At 46.6% G+C, this 17,541-nt stretch carries 12 protein-coding genes and 5 tRNA genes; 6 read left to right on the top strand and 11 right to left on the bottom strand.

The features are described 5' to 3' along the window. Positions 1 to 19 precede the first annotated feature (19 nt). The 5 genes from KIT90_RS14675 to KIT90_RS14695 all read right to left on the bottom strand — a co-directional run bounded on the left by KIT90_RS14675 (position 20) and on the right by KIT90_RS14695 (position 6,627). Entirely contained in the window at positions 20 to 1,009 is a 990-nt protein-coding gene (locus tag KIT90_RS14675; RefSeq protein ID WP_285377280.1) for an SPOR domain-containing protein, read from the bottom strand. Positions 1,010 to 1,169: 160 nt separating this feature from the next. After that, the gene (locus tag KIT90_RS14680; RefSeq protein ID WP_005533496.1) at positions 1,170 to 2,126 is read right to left on the bottom strand and encodes an ABC transporter permease; all 957 of its coding nucleotides are present in this window, start codon (positions 2,124 to 2,126) and stop codon (positions 1,170 to 1,172) included. Positions 2,127 to 2,128: 2 nt separating this feature from the next. Further along, positions 2,129 to 3,106: an ABC transporter permease gene (locus tag KIT90_RS14685; RefSeq protein WP_020196664.1), complete on the bottom strand. Its 978-nt coding sequence runs from the start codon at positions 3,104 to 3,106 to the stop codon at positions 2,129 to 2,131. Between the two features lie 146 nt (positions 3,107 to 3,252). Further along, positions 3,253 to 4,806, bottom strand: coding sequence for an ABC transporter substrate-binding protein (locus KIT90_RS14690; RefSeq protein WP_038877076.1), 1,554 nt, complete (start codon positions 4,804 to 4,806; stop codon positions 3,253 to 3,255). 105 nt (positions 4,807 to 4,911) lie between these two features. Further along, a complete protein-coding gene (locus tag KIT90_RS14695; protein WP_285377283.1) occupies positions 4,912 to 6,627 on the bottom strand; it encodes an ABC transporter ATP-binding protein in 1,716 nt (571 codons plus the stop codon). 685 nt (positions 6,628 to 7,312) lie between these two features. On the opposite strand from KIT90_RS14695, the gene KIT90_RS14700 reads away from it, so the two are divergent. After that, entirely contained in the window at positions 7,313 to 8,038 is a 726-nt protein-coding gene (locus KIT90_RS14700; protein ID WP_285377285.1) for an HAD family hydrolase, read from the top strand. 626 nt (positions 8,039 to 8,664) lie between these two features. Here the strand turns inward: KIT90_RS14700 and KIT90_RS14705 are convergent. The 5 genes from KIT90_RS14705 to KIT90_RS14725 all read right to left on the bottom strand — a co-directional run bounded on the left by KIT90_RS14705 (position 8,665) and on the right by KIT90_RS14725 (position 9,269). Continuing rightward, a tRNA-Pro gene (locus tag KIT90_RS14705) sits at positions 8,665 to 8,741 on the bottom strand. Between the two features lie 64 nt (positions 8,742 to 8,805). After that, positions 8,806 to 8,881, bottom strand: a tRNA-His gene (locus KIT90_RS14710). A 48-nt stretch (positions 8,882 to 8,929) separates the two neighbouring features. Next, a tRNA-Pro gene (locus KIT90_RS14715) sits at positions 8,930 to 9,006 on the bottom strand. A 76-nt stretch (positions 9,007 to 9,082) separates the two neighbouring features. Further along, positions 9,083 to 9,158: transfer RNA gene (locus KIT90_RS14720), tRNA-His, on the bottom strand. 34 nt (positions 9,159 to 9,192) lie between these two features. Continuing rightward, positions 9,193 to 9,269: transfer RNA gene (locus KIT90_RS14725), tRNA-Arg, on the bottom strand. A gap of 361 nt (positions 9,270 to 9,630) precedes the next feature. Between KIT90_RS14725 and KIT90_RS14730 the strand changes: the two genes are divergently transcribed. Then, entirely contained in the window at positions 9,631 to 10,044 is a 414-nt protein-coding gene (locus tag KIT90_RS14730; RefSeq protein WP_005434644.1) for a cytochrome c5 family protein, read from the top strand. 72 nt (positions 10,045 to 10,116) lie between these two features. Here the strand turns inward: KIT90_RS14730 and rep are convergent, their stop codons facing one another. Further along, on the bottom strand, positions 10,117 to 12,132 hold the full coding sequence (rep, locus tag KIT90_RS14735; RefSeq protein ID WP_285377286.1) for a DNA helicase Rep: 2,016 nt from the start codon (positions 12,130 to 12,132) through the stop codon (positions 10,117 to 10,119). A gap of 170 nt (positions 12,133 to 12,302) precedes the next feature. Between rep and KIT90_RS14740 the strand changes: the two genes are divergently transcribed. The 4 genes from KIT90_RS14740 to KIT90_RS14755 all read left to right on the top strand — a co-directional run bounded on the left by KIT90_RS14740 (position 12,303) and on the right by KIT90_RS14755 (position 17,526). Next, entirely contained in the window at positions 12,303 to 12,884 is a 582-nt protein-coding gene (locus KIT90_RS14740) for a TetR/AcrR family transcriptional regulator (RefSeq protein ID WP_009705429.1), read from the top strand. Between the two features lie 18 nt (positions 12,885 to 12,902). Beyond that, entirely contained in the window at positions 12,903 to 14,009 is a 1,107-nt protein-coding gene (gene vmeC / locus KIT90_RS14745; protein ID WP_199459587.1) for a multidrug efflux RND transporter periplasmic adaptor subunit VmeC, read from the top strand. Positions 14,010 to 14,020: 11 nt separating this feature from the next. After that, a complete protein-coding gene (gene vmeD / locus KIT90_RS14750; protein ID WP_005434659.1) occupies positions 14,021 to 17,143 on the top strand; it encodes a multidrug efflux RND transporter permease subunit VmeD in 3,123 nt (1,040 codons plus the stop codon). A 131-nt stretch (positions 17,144 to 17,274) separates the two neighbouring features. After that, positions 17,275 to 17,526 (top strand): accessory factor UbiK family protein, encoded by a 252-nt coding sequence (locus KIT90_RS14755; protein ID WP_005427244.1) that lies wholly within the window; start codon positions 17,275 to 17,277, stop codon positions 17,524 to 17,526. Positions 17,527 to 17,541: the final 15 nt, after the last annotated feature.

Consider the following 17,541-nt stretch of genomic DNA (forward strand, 5'->3'; position numbering starts at 1 on the left):
CTCTTTTGTATCTATTTAATTACTTCACACAAATCACATTGAGTAATGACGTACCCGTGAGCTGATTCGGTTCTCGGTCGGCAAACAAGCCCTTCTTATCTTTACCCCAGTAAGGCAACTGCAGCGGCCAGTTGTTTTTCTCCATCACTCCAGACGCACGCAGCGTTTTGAATTCCGAGGCACTCGCCAAGTCCATACTTAATTGCTGACATACCTTTTTCGAGCTCGCATAGTTTAAGCGGTTCCAAGGCTTCCCATGTTCCATGTAGAACTGGTTGTTGTTCTCGACCAAGTAAGGCACCACAAACGTTTTACCTTGCAGAATCGTCTTCAATCGTACCTGCACTGTATCGTTACTGATAATAGGCTGAGCAGGTTTAGACGTTTGAGTCGGTTTCGCCGCTGGTTGAGAAGCTTGCTTCGGTACTGCCTTAGCAGGCGCCTCTTTCGCTTTAAAAGCGTCCGTATTCGGGCGAGTCGCGGCTACTGGAGCAACGGGTGTCACAGGCTTTGCCTTCGCGGCAGGTTTCGGCATCGGCTTAGTTTGCTTCACTGGCTCTGACGTACCTTTGCCAACCACACGAATAAAGGCTTCTTTATAGGTCGACAAGGTTTTGACTCGCTGTAAATCCTGCGAGGCTTTGGCAAATTCAGTATAAGGACCAATAAGACATCGGTAGCCTTTTTGCTCTGGCTTCATCCAAACATCGGTGGTGATTTTGCCGTAGATCGGCTTGGCTTTGGCTAAAGACATCGGTTTTGGCAACAAACCACATTGAATCCAGAAGAAATCATTGCCTCCCTGCGGCACTTTCTTTCCCCATACCCCTTTCCCGATCGGACAAGATTGCTCAAGTACTGGCAGTTCTTTGTTACTCGCTTGAGAGGCTTGGCAAAGAAAACCCTCCGCAAGTACCGGTGTCGAAAATTGGGCGCACGCCAACAGCAATCCAAGGCTCAAGCCGGATTGGACGATACGAGAGGAGTGTTGTGCCTTCTTCATTTCCATACGCTTCACTCTGAACAGTAGGTGATGAAATTATCGCGACAAAGCGTCAATAAAACATGAATAAAAAGTGATAAGCAAAAAAAGAGCCGGAATTGCATCCGGCTCTCAGTTTAGAAAGAATTTTATGAAATAGGCAACGTATAGGTGCGTATTTTAGTGATTAACCCTTGTAGATTTTCGGGTTAAACACGTCACGCAACCAGTCACCTAATAGGTTGATAACCAGTACCAGCGTTACTAGCACGATACCTGGGAAGGCCGTAATCCACCATGCACCAGAGAAGATGTAGTTAAAGCCGATGCTGATTAGCGCGCCTAGAGATGGTTGGTCTACCGGAAGACCTAAGCCTAGGAATGACAGTGCCGCTTCCGACATGATTGCGTTCGCTACCTGTACTGTCGAGATAACCAAGATTGGAGATAGACAGTTCGGCAGAATGTGACGGAACATAATGCGAGGTGCTTTAAAGCCCATCACACGCGCCGCCTCGACGTATTCTTTCTTCTTCTCTGCCAATACCGAGGCGCGAATGGTACGCGCATATTGCGGCCATTCTGCCACGCCGATAATCACCACTAGCATGACCACTGCATATTGACTGTAAAAATCACTGCCAAAGCTGGCTTTGAAGATTGCCGAGACGATGATCGCCACCATCATAGTCGAGAACGATAACTGTACGTCTGCAAAGCGCATCAAGAAGCTATCGATACGGCCGCCGAAGTAACCTGCAGACAAGCCAATGATGATGCCCAGTACCAACTGAAGACCAACCGCAAGGAAACCGATGGTCAAAGACAAGCGAGAGCCATAAAGAATGGTCGATAAAATATCGCGACCTTGCTCATCAGTACCTAACACAAAGCGCTCATCGCCATCTTCCATCCAAGACGGTGGCAACTCAGAATCCATGATGTCGATGGACGTCAGATCGTACGGATCTGTCGGTGCCAGAATTGGCGCAGCCAACGCCAACACTAAGAACATCATAAAGACGGTAAAACTTGCCATCGCAACTTTGTCGCGCTTGAAGTAATACAAGAAATCCGACTCTTTGAAACGCTGCCACGCTGACGGTGCGGCTGCAGGAGCTGGTGTTACATTTGATTGGCTCATGATTAAGCTCCTTTTCCGGTTAAGTTCACAGTTGGGTTGATGATGCCGTACAGCAAGTCAACGATGGTATTGGTTACCACGAAGATCAGACCAACAAAGATAACGTAGGCAGTGATCAGCGGTGTATCTACACGGTTGATTGCCTCTAGGAAAAGGAAGCCAGTGCCCGGCCATTGGAACACGGTTTCAGTAAGAATGGTGTAAGCCACCATAGTACCAATCTGCACACCACCGACCGTCAATACAGGTAGCATGGTGTTCTTAAGTGCATGTTGGTAATAAATCTTTTGTAAGTTCAGGCCTTTTGCTTTGGCGAACTTAATGTATTCCGAGCTCAGTACTTCCAGCATTTCTGAACGTACCAGACGGATGAACAACGGCAGCATGATAGACGCTAGCGCAATACACGGCAGGATAAGGTGCTTGATACCATCAATGGTAAAGAAGCCAGATTCCCAACCGAGCACATTAGCGGTCTCGCCCCGTCCGTAGGAAGGGAGCCAACCGAGTTCTATGGAGAAGACGTACATCAGCATGATTGCGGTTAAGAACACCGGAATCGAGATACCGACACTACTCATCGCCATGACGAATTTCGTAAAAATACTCTTCGGGTGAATCGCGGAATACACCCCAAGTGGTATAGAAAAAACAATAATGATGAGCGTCGCACCAAACACGAGCTCTAGCGTCGCCACCAGCTTATCGAGAATCACCTCAACCGCAGGTCGCTTGAAGAAGTAAGATGTACCTAAATCACCTTGCAGTGCATTGCCCACAAAGCGAGTGTACTTTGTGATAAAGGGATCGTTCAGGCCCAGTTCGTCACGCAGCGCTTGGCGCTCCGCTTCTGAAACCGACTGACCTACAAGCTCACGCAGCGGGTCACCCAGGTTATCCTGAATGGCAAACGCCACCAAACTGATCACAAACATCACTATCAGTGCCTGAAACAGGCGCTTGACCAGAAACGAAAACATTCCTTGCCCCTTAACTATCCATAGATCTCTATTCAGAGAGAAAATTCAGTCTGTAAAACCAACTCAGTCCGACTGAAACAAAACTGAGTCGAGTGCTTTAAGTTGAGGAGGGACATCCATCCCTCCTCAAAATCGACTAACCGTGATTATTCAACCACTAGGTCACCGAAGTAAGGCATTACCATTGGGTTAACGATGTCTGCCGCTTTCACGTTAGACTTCGCGCCCCACGCTTCACTTTGCCAGTGTAGCGGTACGAATGCTGCGTCGTTGTATAGCGTTGCTTCTACACCTTTCAGCATTTCTGCACGTTTCGCTGGATCCGTTTCTACGTTCGCAGCTTCAACTACTTTGTCCATTTCTGGGTTTGAGTAGTAACCACAGTTGTACTGACCACGACCAGTATCTTCGTTACGAGTCATAGTTAGGAACTCGTTGAAGTTCGCTGAATCTTCCGTATCTGAGTGCCAACCGATCATCAGCATGTCTGCCGCACACTTGTCGAACTCTGGCCAGTATTGCGCTTTTGGCATGGTCTTCAGATCAACCTTGATACCGATCTTAGACAGCATTGCCGCCGCCGCTTGCGCGACTTTCGCATCGTTCACGTAACGGTTGTTTGGCGCGATCATCGTTAGCGTTAGGCCATCTTCGTAGCCCGCTTCTTTCATCAGTTCTTTCGCTTTCTTCAGATCGTAGCGAGGAACCAGTTTGTCATCGTGACCTACGTAACCTGCCGGGCTTTGCTGACCAGCTGCCGTTGCGAAGCCTTTCATGATTTTCTTCACGATGCCTTCGTTATTGATTGCGTGAACAATCGCTTGGCGAACGCGAACATCTTTCAGTGCTTCGTTGCTGTTTTGGTTTAGTTGGAACGTGATGATACGCGTACCAGGTAGCGTTACTAGATCGATGCCGTCTGCATCTTTCACACGTTTGTGGTCGTTTGGCGCTACTGGGTGAATCATGTCAACACCACCAGAAAGTAATGCAGCTACACGAGTTGCGTCTTCTTTGATTGGTACAAGTGTTAGCTTATCAACGTTACCTTTCGACTCTTTGTCCCAGTAATCTTTAAAGCGTTCGAATTCCACTTTTACGCCCTGCTCACGAGAAGTCACAATGAATGGACCCGTGCCAGATACGTTAGTCGATGCAAATGAGTTACCGTGCTTCACTAGCTCAGACTTGTCTTTACCATCTTCTGTCTTACCAGAGTAGAACTTGCTGTCCATTGGGAAGATGTAAGTCGCCGTTTGTAGCACAAGTGGGTAAGGACCTTTAGTCACTAGATCCACTGTGTAGTCGTCAACCTTCACGATTTTTTCGTACGGGTCGAAGATAGCTTTGAAATCTGGAGAGCTTTGTAGACGTTCGAAAGTCCATACTACGTCGTCTGCCGTCATGTCGTTACCAGAGTGGAACTTAACACCTTGGCGTAGCTTGAAACGTACCGTTGTATCGTTCACACGTTCCCAGCTTTCTGCTAGACGAGGTTCAAAGTCCATGTCTTGTGTGAAACGAACTAGTGGATCAAATACCATGTGTGACATTTGCAGCGTACCGCCTGATAGCTGCTCATGCGGGTCTAGCGATACTGGGTCAGCTGCGTAGCCAACTTTGATATCTGCTGCCATTGCGTTAAAGCTTAGGCCCGCTGCCATTAGCGCCACTGCTAATTTGCTTTTCATGGTTTTCATTTGCATAACTCCTTCATGCGGGAATTCGAATCCCTTGTTGTGTTTGCGTCTTTGTTATGACTAAGGTTTGTTGACCTTGATGGTCAGCCAAGCGAAAAACTTGGTTTATGCCGTTTTGATTTCTTCTCTCAAACCTGTGAATTCAGGCATCAGAGAAATCAGTTTCTTGCTGTATTCATGCTGAGGAGTGGTAAATAGCTGCTCAGTTGGCGCCACTTCCAGTAGCGTACCCATCTGCATCACGCCCACTCGGTCACACATTTGGCGAATAACCGGTAAGTCGTGGCTGATAAACAACATGGTGAGGTTGAGCTCACTTTGCAGATCTTTTAGCAAGTTCAGAATTTGTGCCTGTACCGATACATCCAACGCTGATGTCGGTTCGTCACAAATCAGTAGTCGAGGACGGGTCGCCAGTGCACGCGCAATAGAAATACGCTGACGCTGACCACCGGAGAATTCATGAGGGTATTTCACGCCCGCCATTTTGCCCAAACCTACGTGATCAAGCAGGTCATTCACAATCTGACGCGTTTCCGCTTCATTCTTAGTGAGCTTATGGAAACGAATTGGCTCCGCGATGATGTCGAAAATCTTCATACGCGGGTTCATTGAAGTGTATGGGTTTTGGAAGACCATCTGCATTTGACGACGCAGTGGGCGACGCGCTTTTTCCGATTTCAGTGCCGTTAGGTCAATGCCTTCAAAGCTTACTTGGCCTGAGTTTGGTTCGTACAAACCAGCAATTACACGTGCGATGGTCGATTTGCCCGAGCCAGATTCACCCACCAAGCCAAACGTCTCGCCTTCGTGCACTTCAAAGCTGACATTGTTTGAGGCTTGCACGTATTCGCGGCGGCTTTCAAACAACGAATCTTTGGTCACGAAGCGTAGGTTTACGTTCTTCACATCCAATAGAGGGCCGGTGTAGTCGCGTTGGTCTTGGCTTTGGCCTAGCCAGTGGTTCTTGATGTCCAGTTCTTGTAGCTCTGTTGCTTCTTCGATGTAGCTCACTAGCGGGAAGCGATCGAGTTTAATGTCAGAACGAGGAACTGCAGAAATCAAGCTGCGTGTGTATGGGTGGTCAGGATCGCCCAATACCTTAGCGGTTGGGCCAAATTCAACCAAATCACCACGGTACATTACCGCAACGCGGTCAGTCACGTTTGAAACCACGCCCATGTCGTGCGTAACCAACATACAACCTACGTTGTTCTTGATACACAGTTCGCGGATAAGGTTTAGGATTTGGTCTTGAATAGATACATCGAGCGCTGTCGTTGGCTCATCGGCAATGATCAGGTCTGGCTCACCAGCCAAAGCGATAGCAATAACGACACGCTGACGCATACCGCCAGAAAATTGATGCGGATACTGCTTAAGACGGTTTTCAGGTTGAGGAATGCCAACCTGCTGCATTAGAGAAAGCGCACGTTGATACGCCTCTTCATCCGACACCTTCATGTTGGCGTGGATGGTCTCTTTCAATTGCTGCTCAACCGTAAATAGAGGGTTAAGCGAGGTCATTGGGTCTTGAAAGATAAAGCCAATCTTAGAGCCGCGAACCTTACGCATCGCTTCTGGCGTCAAACCAGAAATTTTCTCCCCATCAAGGTACACATCGCCGCTGGCAACACGACCCGGAGGACTAAGCAAATCAATAACGGCGTTACCAACGGTGGATTTACCCGCACCTGATTCGCCAACAACACCCACAATTTCGCCACGATCGATATGAAAAGAAAGCGATTTCACGGCCGCATGGACACCGTGACGGGATGGATATTCAATACGAAGGTTTTTCACCTCTAATAGTGACATTTCAGACCTCTACTGCCTTGTCTGTGGTATCGAATCGCGCAATAAAAGCGCCATTCATCACCTGAATGAATCCGTTCAAATTCAGAATAATACTCTGAAATCTTAATGCGGAGACAATTTGGCAAAAATTACACAAAAAAGCAACAATTAAAGTATATTCCGCCTAAAAAACATTATTTACACGCACAATGAGCGAATAGAAATGCATTAACAAGTATTTAACCATTTTCATAGCACACCATTTTTGTGCGTTACGCACCAATAAAAACAGAAAAATGCTCTAAATTTACGCATAAACTCACTATTGATAGTATCCCTATTATTCACACGCCATTATTAACATTTACCAAACAATATTCCGTTCTTATTAGTATTTTTCGACATAAAATGTTACTAACAAAATAGTCTGCATACATAAAAAGCCAAAATTCCCCTACACACATAGAGGTGAAAACGTGAGCAGATCTGCAAAACAAATGAAATCTGTCACCTAACCTAGGTTATGCGTCAGTTATGCGATTTTGTGATTAAGCTAATTTTCTATCGATTGAAAACGCTCTCTGAACCGGGGGCTTTGGTGGGGAAAAGAGAAGGTCAGCCATCAGTTTTGCGCTTTCCACTGTCATTTTGAGTGAGATAAGAGATAATCAAACTCTAACGTCGAGTAGTGAATGAAGGAGCCCCTGTGCTTAAAGCGATATTTTTTGATATGGACGAGACTTTATGTGGCACATCTCAAGCCGATAAAGTAGCAGGACAAGAGTTTGCCGATTGGATTGCTCAAACTTACCCTCAGGTCACTGACTCCACAGCCTTTGTGCAACGCTACTTACAAGGTGTGTATAAGAAGCTAAACGACGAATTCCCTCAGCTTATAGCTCTGCTACCAGATGAAAATGCGTTCCGCTGCGGTTTAATCCAAACCATCTTGGCAGAACAAGGTATCGAGATCGATGCAGAACAAGCGCAGCAGGCACAAAGCTTCTTCGATTCAGCTCGAATGGGTGCTTTTACCTTCTTCCCAGGCGTGAAGGAAATGCTGACTGACCTACGCCAACACTACAAATTGGTGGTAATCACTAACGGCCCTATCTTCTCCCAGCATCCAAAGCTCAAAGCGACACAAATGAGTGAGTGGGTGGATCACATCATCGTCGGTGGCGAAGAGCCCGAAGAGAAGCCTGCTGCAAGTATCTTCCACAAAGCACTCAACCTTGTTGACGCGAAACCAGAAGAAGCGATTCATATTGGTGATTCTCTACCAGCCGATATTGCGGGTGCCAACAACATGGGCATTCTGAGTGTGTGGGTTAACGAAGCAGGCACAGCAAATCCAACCGATATCAAGCCAAACTATGAAGTGAAAGAGACGGTTGAGTTAAACGAAATTCTAAAAACGCTCGCTCAATAAAGCGCTTAACTTAAGAAATACAAAACCCCAGCCACCGTGCTGGGGTTTCTTTTATCAGCTCGAACAGCATTTGGATCATGGGTGGTCAAAAGCTCCCAGAGCTGTACATTTTGATGGAATTAAAAATGAAGTGAGAGCTTTTGAGAGTAAGAAATGCAAAAAGCCCCAGTCTCTCGACTGAGGCTTCAAATAGCGGTCGATGGAGAGCCATATTCTAGCTTCAGGCGAACCCCACTTGGGTTCAAATCCATTGAAATATCGCCGACTCATCTAGTCCAAGTAAGATCATAAGCTCTAAAACGACGAAAGCCTGCTAAAAAGTAGGCTTTCTAATGGTGGTCGGTAAAGAGGATTCGACGCGGCAGGGCTCCCTGCGGACTGGCGTTCCACTAAGCTGGCAATCCAGCCCACGACCCTCTGGTCCCAACACTCTAAATTTCAAACGTAAAAAAGCCCCAGTCTTTCGACTGAGGCTTTAAATAGTGGTCGATGAAGAGCCATATTCTAACTTCAGGCGGCCCCCCACTTGGGTTCAACTCCATTGAAATATCGCCAACTATATAGTCCAAGTAAGATCATAAACTCTAAAACGACGAAAGCCTGCTAAAAAGCAGGCTTTCTAATGGTGGTCGGTGAAGAGGGATTCGAACCCCCGACCCTCTGGTCCCAAACCAGATGCGCTACCAAGCTGCGCTATTCACCGAACTGTATTTGCTGATTCTCTCAAATCAGACAGGATACTTCAACTAAGAAGTCACCTTAATTAATGGGGTGGCTAACGAGATTCGAACTCGCGACCACCGGAATCACAATCCAGGGCTCTACCAACTGAGCTATAGCCACCATCAATTTTTGCTGTTTACCGCTCTATTATAGCCATAAACTAAATAGTGGTCGGTGAAGAGGGATTCGAACCCCCGACCCTCTGGTCCCAAACCAGATGCGCTACCAAGCTGCGCTATTCACCGACGAATTTTGTTTCGACTCTTGGGATATCTGAATCAAAACTGGAAACTTCATTAACTTAATGAGTTACCGAAATAATGGGGTGGCTAACGAGATTCGAACTCGCGACCACCGGAATCACAATCCAGGGCTCTACCAACTGAGCTATAGCCACCACTATGTTCGTGCCTTTGATTTGTATTCCGGAATGGCACGCCCGAAAGGATTCGAACCTTCGACCTTTGGCTCCGGAGGCCAACGCTCTATCCAACTGAGCTACGGGCGCATGCCCCATCGGCGGAGAGGAATAATACGGATATCACACTATGCCGTCTAGTACTTTTTTTACTTTTTTTCTCGTTTGGTCTCTTTTTCGACAGTTATCTGCCTTTAAAGAGAATTTTTGATGTGATTCACGCCCTGTCATGGATAACTTGTTGTTTATTGCAACAAGTTATCGGGATATAATCACCCATTATTTACATTGATTTAACAGCTGCAACTTGGTTGTTTAATCACTCTAGACCGTTAGATAAGGTTTTCTGCTCACTATAGAAGCAATCGCGTAAAACTTTCTCCAACGGCTCTAAATACTCTAACTATATAAATAGGTAAGTCACTTACCTCGGGAATGTGAAGTGGGTTTAATGGATATGTCTCGACGAATGATTAGCGTTTTGTTCGCTGCCTTAACTTTCTCTACGGCAGCTTTAGCTTCTGACATCAGCCAAACTGAATACGATGCGATCGCAGAACGCATCAAACCTGTCGGTGATGTTTATCTTGCAGGAGCAGAACCAGTAAAAGCAGAGCCAACTGGTCCACGTGACGGTGCGTCAGTTTACGGTACTTTCTGTATTGCTTGTCACGCATCTGGCGTGAACGGCGCGCCGAAAACTGGTGATGCTGCAGATTGGGCACCACGTATTGCACAAGGCAAAGACGTGCTGACCAACCATGCAATCCAAGGCTTCAACGCGATGCCAGCTAAAGGTACGTGTATGGACTGTTCTGATGACGAAATCATCGCAGCCATCGACCACATGATTGAAGGTCTATAATAAAGACATCAACGAAAAAGGCTTGCCACATGGCAAGCCTTTTTGTTTTTAGTTAGTCGTAACAACGCTGCACTACTTCTTAAACATTGCTCGAATATTGGCGATGTGTGCTTGGCCTTTTGCCATACGCTCTTCTGCCGATACTGGCTTTTTGTTTACTTCCCATTCAACGTCATCAAATGGCAGCTCATCTAAGAAGCGACTTTGCGTCGGCTTGATCAATTCACCAAACTGTCGACGTTCCTTACACATGGTAAAAGTCAGCTCGCGCTGTGCACGGGTAATACCCACGTACATTAGGCGGCGTTCTTCTTCAACGTTGTCTTCATCAATACTGGTTTGGTGCGGCAGAATGCCCTCTTCCGAACCAATCAAGTACACGAACGGGAACTCGAGGCCTTTCGAAGCGTGCAGTGTCATTAATTGAACCGCATCGCTATCTTCATCTTCTTCACCACGTTCCATCATGTCGCGTAGGGTAAGACGTTGAACCACCTCTTTTAACGTCTTCTCTTCTTGGTCGTAGTTGTCACCTTCTAGGTCAGCCACAATCCAAGAATAAAGGTCAGAAACGTTCTTCATACGCATTTCAGCCGCTTTCGGGCTTGCTGACGTTTCGTATAGCCAATCTTCATAATGAATATCACGTACAAGCGAACGCACCGCTTCAACCGTATCACCTCGCTCAGCTTGATCAGCAATAGCTACCAACCATTGCGTGAAACGGCGTAGGTTCTCTAAGCCACGGCCGGTTAGGTGCTGTTCCAATCCCATTTCAAAGCTGACTTCAAACAAGCTCTTACCACGCATGTTGGCGTAGCTACCCAGCTTCTCTAGAGTCACGGGACCAATTTCACGACGCGGCGTATTCACAATACGTAGGAACGCGTTGTCATCATCTGGGTTCACCAATACACGTAGGTAAGCCATGATGTCTTTGATCTCTGCTCGAGCGAAGAAAGACGTGCCGCCAGACAGTTTGTATGGCACACGGTTTTGCATCAGTGATTTTTCGATCAAACGTGATTGGTGGTTACCACGATACAAAATCGCATAGTCTTTATATTCGGTGCGGTTTAGGAACTTGTGCGCAATCAATTCACCCGTTACGCGCTCTGCTTCGTGCTCTTCATTTTTAGCCAGCAACACTTTGAGCTTTTCGCCGTCAGGAATTTCCGAGAACAGCGATTTCTCATACACGTGTGGGTTATTCGCAATCAAGATGTTAGCTGCACGCAGAATACGGCTAGTCGAACGGTAGTTCTGCTCCAACTTAATCAAGCGCAAATTTGGATAGTCTTCACCGAGCAACACCAAGTTTTGCGGCTTAGCGCCACGCCATGAATAGATAGATTGGTCATCGTCGCCTACAACAGTTAAACGACCGCGCTCGCCAACGATGAGCTTCACCAAATCGTATTGGCTGGTGTTGGTATCTTGATATTCATCCACCAACAAGTAACGAATGCGATTTTGCCAGCGTTGGCGCACTTCTTCGTTATTACGCAGCAGTTGCACGGGCAGGGAAATCAAGTCGTCAAAATCAAGCGCGTTGTACGCCTTCATCTGCTTTTGGTACATCTCGAAGCAGAACGCAAACAGCTGTTGTTGCTCACCTTGAGCCAGCGCTTTAGCTTGCTCCGGTGTCAGCATGTCGTTCTTCCAGTTCGAGATTGAACTCAAAAGTTGGCGCAACAAGTCTTTGTCACCATCAAGCTGCTTCTCTGTGAGTTCTTTGAGCAGTGCGAGCTGGTCTTGATCATCAAACAATGAGAAGCCCGATTTCAAGCCAAGGTGCTTGTACTCGCGCTTGATGATGTTCAACCCTAACGTGTGGAACGTCGAGACCATCAAGCCTTTCGATTCAGATTTACCTAACGTTTGGCCAACACGCTCTTTCATCTCGCGTGCCGCCTTGTTGGTAAAGGTTACCGCAGCAATATTGCGTGCCTTGTAGCCACACTGCTGAACCAAATAAGCGATTTTATTGGTAATTACACGAGTTTTACCCGAACCAGCGCCCGCTAGTACCAAGCATGGGCCTGATACGTACTTAACGGCTTCGTCTTGTCTAGGGTTCAGCTTCATAAAAATTCTCTGCGGGTAGAAATAGTCGCGCCTATGATAAAGGGGTGAGTGTGTGAAAGCTACGGTCATTTTCACGTAATTTTTACACAGAGAGTTGCAACATTTTGTTGCATAACTGACCAGTCTTTGCGCTATAATGAATGAACGTTCATTCATTGGGTGGTGTGGTTATGACCTATAACACTACTGGAGATAAATACGAGCAAATCATCGCAGCTGCCGAACGCTTAATTGCTGAATCGGGTTTTCATGGTCTATCCATGCAAAAGCTCGCAACTGAAGCAGGTGTCGCAGCAGGCACGATTTATCGATATTTCTCAGATAAAGAACATCTTTTAGAAGAAGTCCGCCTTACCGTTACCAAACGTATCGCGGAGGCCGTTCAAGCGGATGTTCATGACGATATGCCCCTGAAAGAGCGTTACCGCACTATGTGGCTCAATATTTGGCACCTTGCTGGATCAAATTTAGACACCTTAAGTAATCGTGTCCAATATGAATCACTGCCTTGTGGAAATCGTAAAAGTACTCGGGAACTTGAAAGGCAAATGTTTGCCCAAGTAGATCGTCTTTTTAATCAAGGCAAAGTGGAAGGGGTATTTAAACCTCTCGATAACGAAATTCTTTCAGGGTTGAGTTTCGAAGCTAGTGTTGCACTTGCTAGAAAACATGCTTTGGGATTTTATCAGTTGGATGAAGACGCGTTGGAAGCAGCCGTTGAAGCCAGCTGGGATGCAATTATTAAACACTAACTTGGAGTTCTTAATAGAATGAAAAAGTGGACTTTCTTTATGTTACTTATCGCGATTCTTCTGTTCGGAAGCGTGATAGGTTTCAACTTATTCAAGCAACAGAAAATTGCTGAATACATGGCGAATCGTCCGGAACCAGAATTCCCAGTAACCGTAACAGAAGTACAAGCGGTTGATTGGGTTCCTGTTATCGAGGCGATCGGCTTCATTGAACCTAACCAAGGTGTCACTGTTGCGAACGAAACCAGCGGTGTGATCGATAAGATTTCTTTCGACTCTGGTACTCAAGTTGAAGAAGGCCAGCCTTTGGTTCTTCTAGACTCTGAAGTAGAAATCGCAAACCTTAAGAGTTCTCAAGCTAAACTGCCAGCGGCTCAAGCTAAGTACAAACGCTACCAAGGCCTTTTCAAAAAGGGTTCTATCTCTAAAGAAGCGTATGACGAAGCAGAAGCAAACTACTTCTCACTGAAAGCGGATATCGAAAGTCTTAAAGCGACCATCGACCGCCGTGAAATCAAAGCGCCTTTCGCTGGTGTAGTTGGTATTCGTAACGTTTATCTTGGTCAATACCTACAAGCAGGTACTGACATCGTGCGTCTTGAAGACACATCAGTAATGCGCCTGCGTTTCACCGTACCTCAAACAGACATCTCTCGCATCAAGCTAGACCAAGAAGTCGACATCTTTGTTGATGCTTACCCTGATAAGCCATTCAAAGGTTCTATCTCTGCTATCGAGCCTGCGGTTAACGTTCAAAGTGGTCTGATCCAAGTTCAAGCTGACATTCCAAACAGCGATGGCAAACTTCGTAGTGGTATGTTCGCTCGTGCAAACATCATTCTACCGAAGTTAGAGAACCAAGTAACACTGCCACAAACAGCTATCACCTTTACCCTATATGGCGACAACGTGTACATCGTAACTGAAGAAGACGGTGAAAAACGCGTTAAGCAACACGTGGTAAAAGTGGGCGAACGTACTAAAGACATCGCGCACATTCTAGAAGGCGTGAAACCAGGTGATGTAGTGGTAACGTCGGGTCAAATCCGTCTTAGTAACCACGCGAAAGTGACCATCGTTGAAGATTCGGCACTGACACCACCTGCTGAAACACCAATGCTTTAATTGGAGGCATCATGCGCTTTACTGATGTTTTTATTAAACGTCCAGTTTTAGCGGTATCGATCAGCTTTTTGATTGCATTGCTTGGTTTACAAGCCGTCTTCAAGATGCAGGTTCGAGAATACCCTGAAATGACAAACACGGTGGTTACTGTAACCACCAGTTATTACGGTGCAAGTGCTGACTTGATCCAAGGCTTTATTACTCAGCCTTTGGAGCAAGCCGTCGCGCAGGCCGATAATATCGACTATATGACTTCATCCTCGGTTCTAGGTACGTCTACCATTACCGTAAACATGAAGTTAAACACCGACCCGAATGCGGCGCTGTCTGACATTCTGGCGAAAACCAACTCGGTTCGTTCACAGCTTCCAAAAGAAGCAGAAGACCCGACAGTAACCATGTCGACCGGTTCGACAACCGCGGTACTGTACATTGGTTTCACCAGTGACGAACTGTCTTCGAGCCAGATCACCGACTACCTTGAGCGTGTAATCAACCCGCAGCTATTTACGGTAAACGGTGTATCGAAAGTTGACCTATACGGTGGTATGAAATACGCACTGCGCGTATGGCTAGATCCAGCGAAAATGGGTGCACTTAAGCTGACAGCGACAGATGTGATGGGCGTGTTGAATGCCAACAACTACCAATCCGCAACTGGTCAGGCAACAGGTGAGTTCGTTCTTTACAACGGTAGCGCAGATACTCAGGTATCTAACGTTGCTGAGCTCGAAGCTCTGGTTGTTAAAACTGGCGACGGTGATGTGATTCGTCTTGGCGATATTGCGAAAGTAACGCTAGAGAAGAGCCACGATATCTACCGTGCAAGTGCGAACGGTCAGGAAGCCGTAGTTGCAGCGATCAACGCGGCACCGAGTGCTAACCCAATTAACATCGCAGCTGATGTTCTTGCGTTATTGCCTCAGTTAGAGCGCAACTTGCCAAGTAACATCAAAATGAACGTGATGTATGACTCAACCATCGCCATCAACGAATCAATTCACGAAGTTGTGAAAACCATTCTTGAAGCAGCGGTGATCGTACTTGTGGTTATCACCCTATTCCTAGGTTCATTCCGTGCGGTTGTGATTCCTATCGTTACCATCCCGCTATCACTGATTGGTGTAGCTATGGTGATGCAGGCAATGGGCTTCTCGTGGAACTTGATGACACTTCTGGCAATGGTACTCGCCATCGGTCTGGTGGTGGATGACGCGATCGTTGTTCTTGAAAACGTCGACCGTCACATTAAAGAAGGTGAATCCCCGTTCCGTGCAGCCATTATCGGTACACGTGAAATTGCGGTACCAGTAATTGCAATGACCCTAACGCTGGGTGCGGTATATGCGCCAATCGCGTTGATGGGTGGTATTACAGGTTCGCTATTTAAAGAGTTCGCATTAACCCTAGCGGGTGCGGTATTTGTATCCGGTATTATCGCATTGACTCTATCACCGATGATGTGTTCAAAGATGCTTAAGGCAAATGAAGAGCCAAGCAAATTTGAGCAGAAAGTGCATCACGTATTGGATGGAATGACCAACCGTTACGAGAAAATGCTGACGTCAGTGATGGCACACCGTCCTGTGATCATCGCGTTTGCGATCATTGTATTCGCAAGTTTGCCGATTCTGTTCAAGTTCATTCCAAGTGAACTGGCACCTTCGGAAGATAAAGGTGTAGTTGTACTAATGGGTACAGCACCATCAAACGCGAACTTGGACTACATCCAAAACACCATGAACGACGTAAACAAGATTCTATCTGACCAACCAGAAGTAGAATACGCTCAGGTGTTTAACGGTGTACCAAACTCAAACCAAGCATTCGGTCTAGCAACTCTGAAACCTTGGAGTGAGCGTGAAGCAAGCCAAGCTGACATCACTAAACGTGTTGGTGACCTTGTTTCTCATGTACCAGGTATGTCGGTAACTGCGTTCCAAATGCCAGAACTTCCTGGTGCAGGTTCAGGTCTGCCGATTCAGTTCGTTATCACTACACCAAACAGCTTCGAAAGCCTGTTTACTATCGCTAGTGATATCTTGACTGACGTATCGAAGAGTCCAATGTTCGTCTACTCGGATCTGGATCTGAACTACGATTCAGCAACGATGAAGATCAGCATCGACAAAGACAAGGCAGGCGCATACGGCGTGACCATGCAAGACATTGGTGTAACGCTAAGTACCATGATGGCGGATGGTTACGTAAACCGTATCGACCTAAATGGACGTTCATATGAGGTTATCCCTCAAGTAGAACGTAAGTGGCGTCTAAACCCAGAGTCGATGAAGAACTACTACGTACGCTCAGTTGACGGTAAAGCAGTGCCACTTGGCAGCTTGATCACGATTGATGTTGTCGCAGAGCCCCGCTCACTGCCTCACTTCAACCAGCTAAACTCAGCAACGGTTGGTGCAGTACCAGCACCTGGTGTAGCAATGGGTGATGCAATCAACTGGTTCGAAGACGTGGCACAAAACAAACTGCCATCAGGCTACAACCATGACTACATGGGTGAAGCACGTCAGTTTGTAACGGAAGGTAGCGCACTATACGCAACATTTGGTTTGGCACTGGCGATCATCTTCCTAGTACTGGCGATTCAGTTTGAATCTATCCGCGATCCAATTGTAATCATGGTATCGGTACCACTAGCGGTATGTGGTGCATTGATTGCTCTGGCGTGGGGTACGGCATCGATGAACATCTACTCGCAGGTTGGTTTGATTACCCTGGTTGGTCTGATTACTAAACACGGTATCTTGATCTGTGAAGTAGCGAAAGAAGAGCAGTTACATAACAAACTGTCTCGTATCGATGCAGTAATGGAAGCAGCGAAAGTTCGTCTTCGTCCAATCCTGATGACGACGGCAGCGATGATTGCGGGTCTTATCCCACTGATGTACGCAACAGGCGCAGGTGCTGAACAGCGCTTTAGTATCGGTATCGTAATCGTTGCTGGTCTGGCGATCGGTACGCTCTTTACGCTATTCGTACTGCCTGTGATTTACAGCTACCTAGCTGAGAAACACAAGCCATTACCAGTGTTTGTTGAAGACAAAGACTTGGAAAAGCTAGCTCGAGTGGATGAAGCGAAAGCCGCTCACCGCGAATTAGCAGATAACAAGTAAGAATAAAGCACTAAGAAAAAGGTCACTTCGGTGACCTTTTTTATTGCTGCTCTCTTTTTTGCCATCTAAATGGCGACTTTCCCGTATCATTTACATAGAATGTGGGCAAATCAAAAGGAGTTTTAGCCACTATGTTTGACCCAAAGAAATTAGAGCAAATCGCTAAACAAATTCACGAATCAATGCCACAGCCAGTAAAAGAACTAGGCGCGGATGTTGATCAAAAAGTTCGCCAAGTAATCCAAGGTCAGCTAAACAAGCTAGACGTTGTTAGCCGTGAAGAATTCGACGTACAAACTCAAGTTCTACTGCGTACACGTCAAAAGCTGACAGAGATGGAAAAGAAATTGGCTGAGCTTGAAGAAAAGCTAGCTGATAAATAAGCGAGAAGCGAGAAG

It is taken from the genome of Vibrio sp. B172a (assembly GCF_030248355.1).
Classification (GTDB): domain Bacteria; phylum Pseudomonadota; class Gammaproteobacteria; order Enterobacterales; family Vibrionaceae; genus Vibrio; species Vibrio owensii.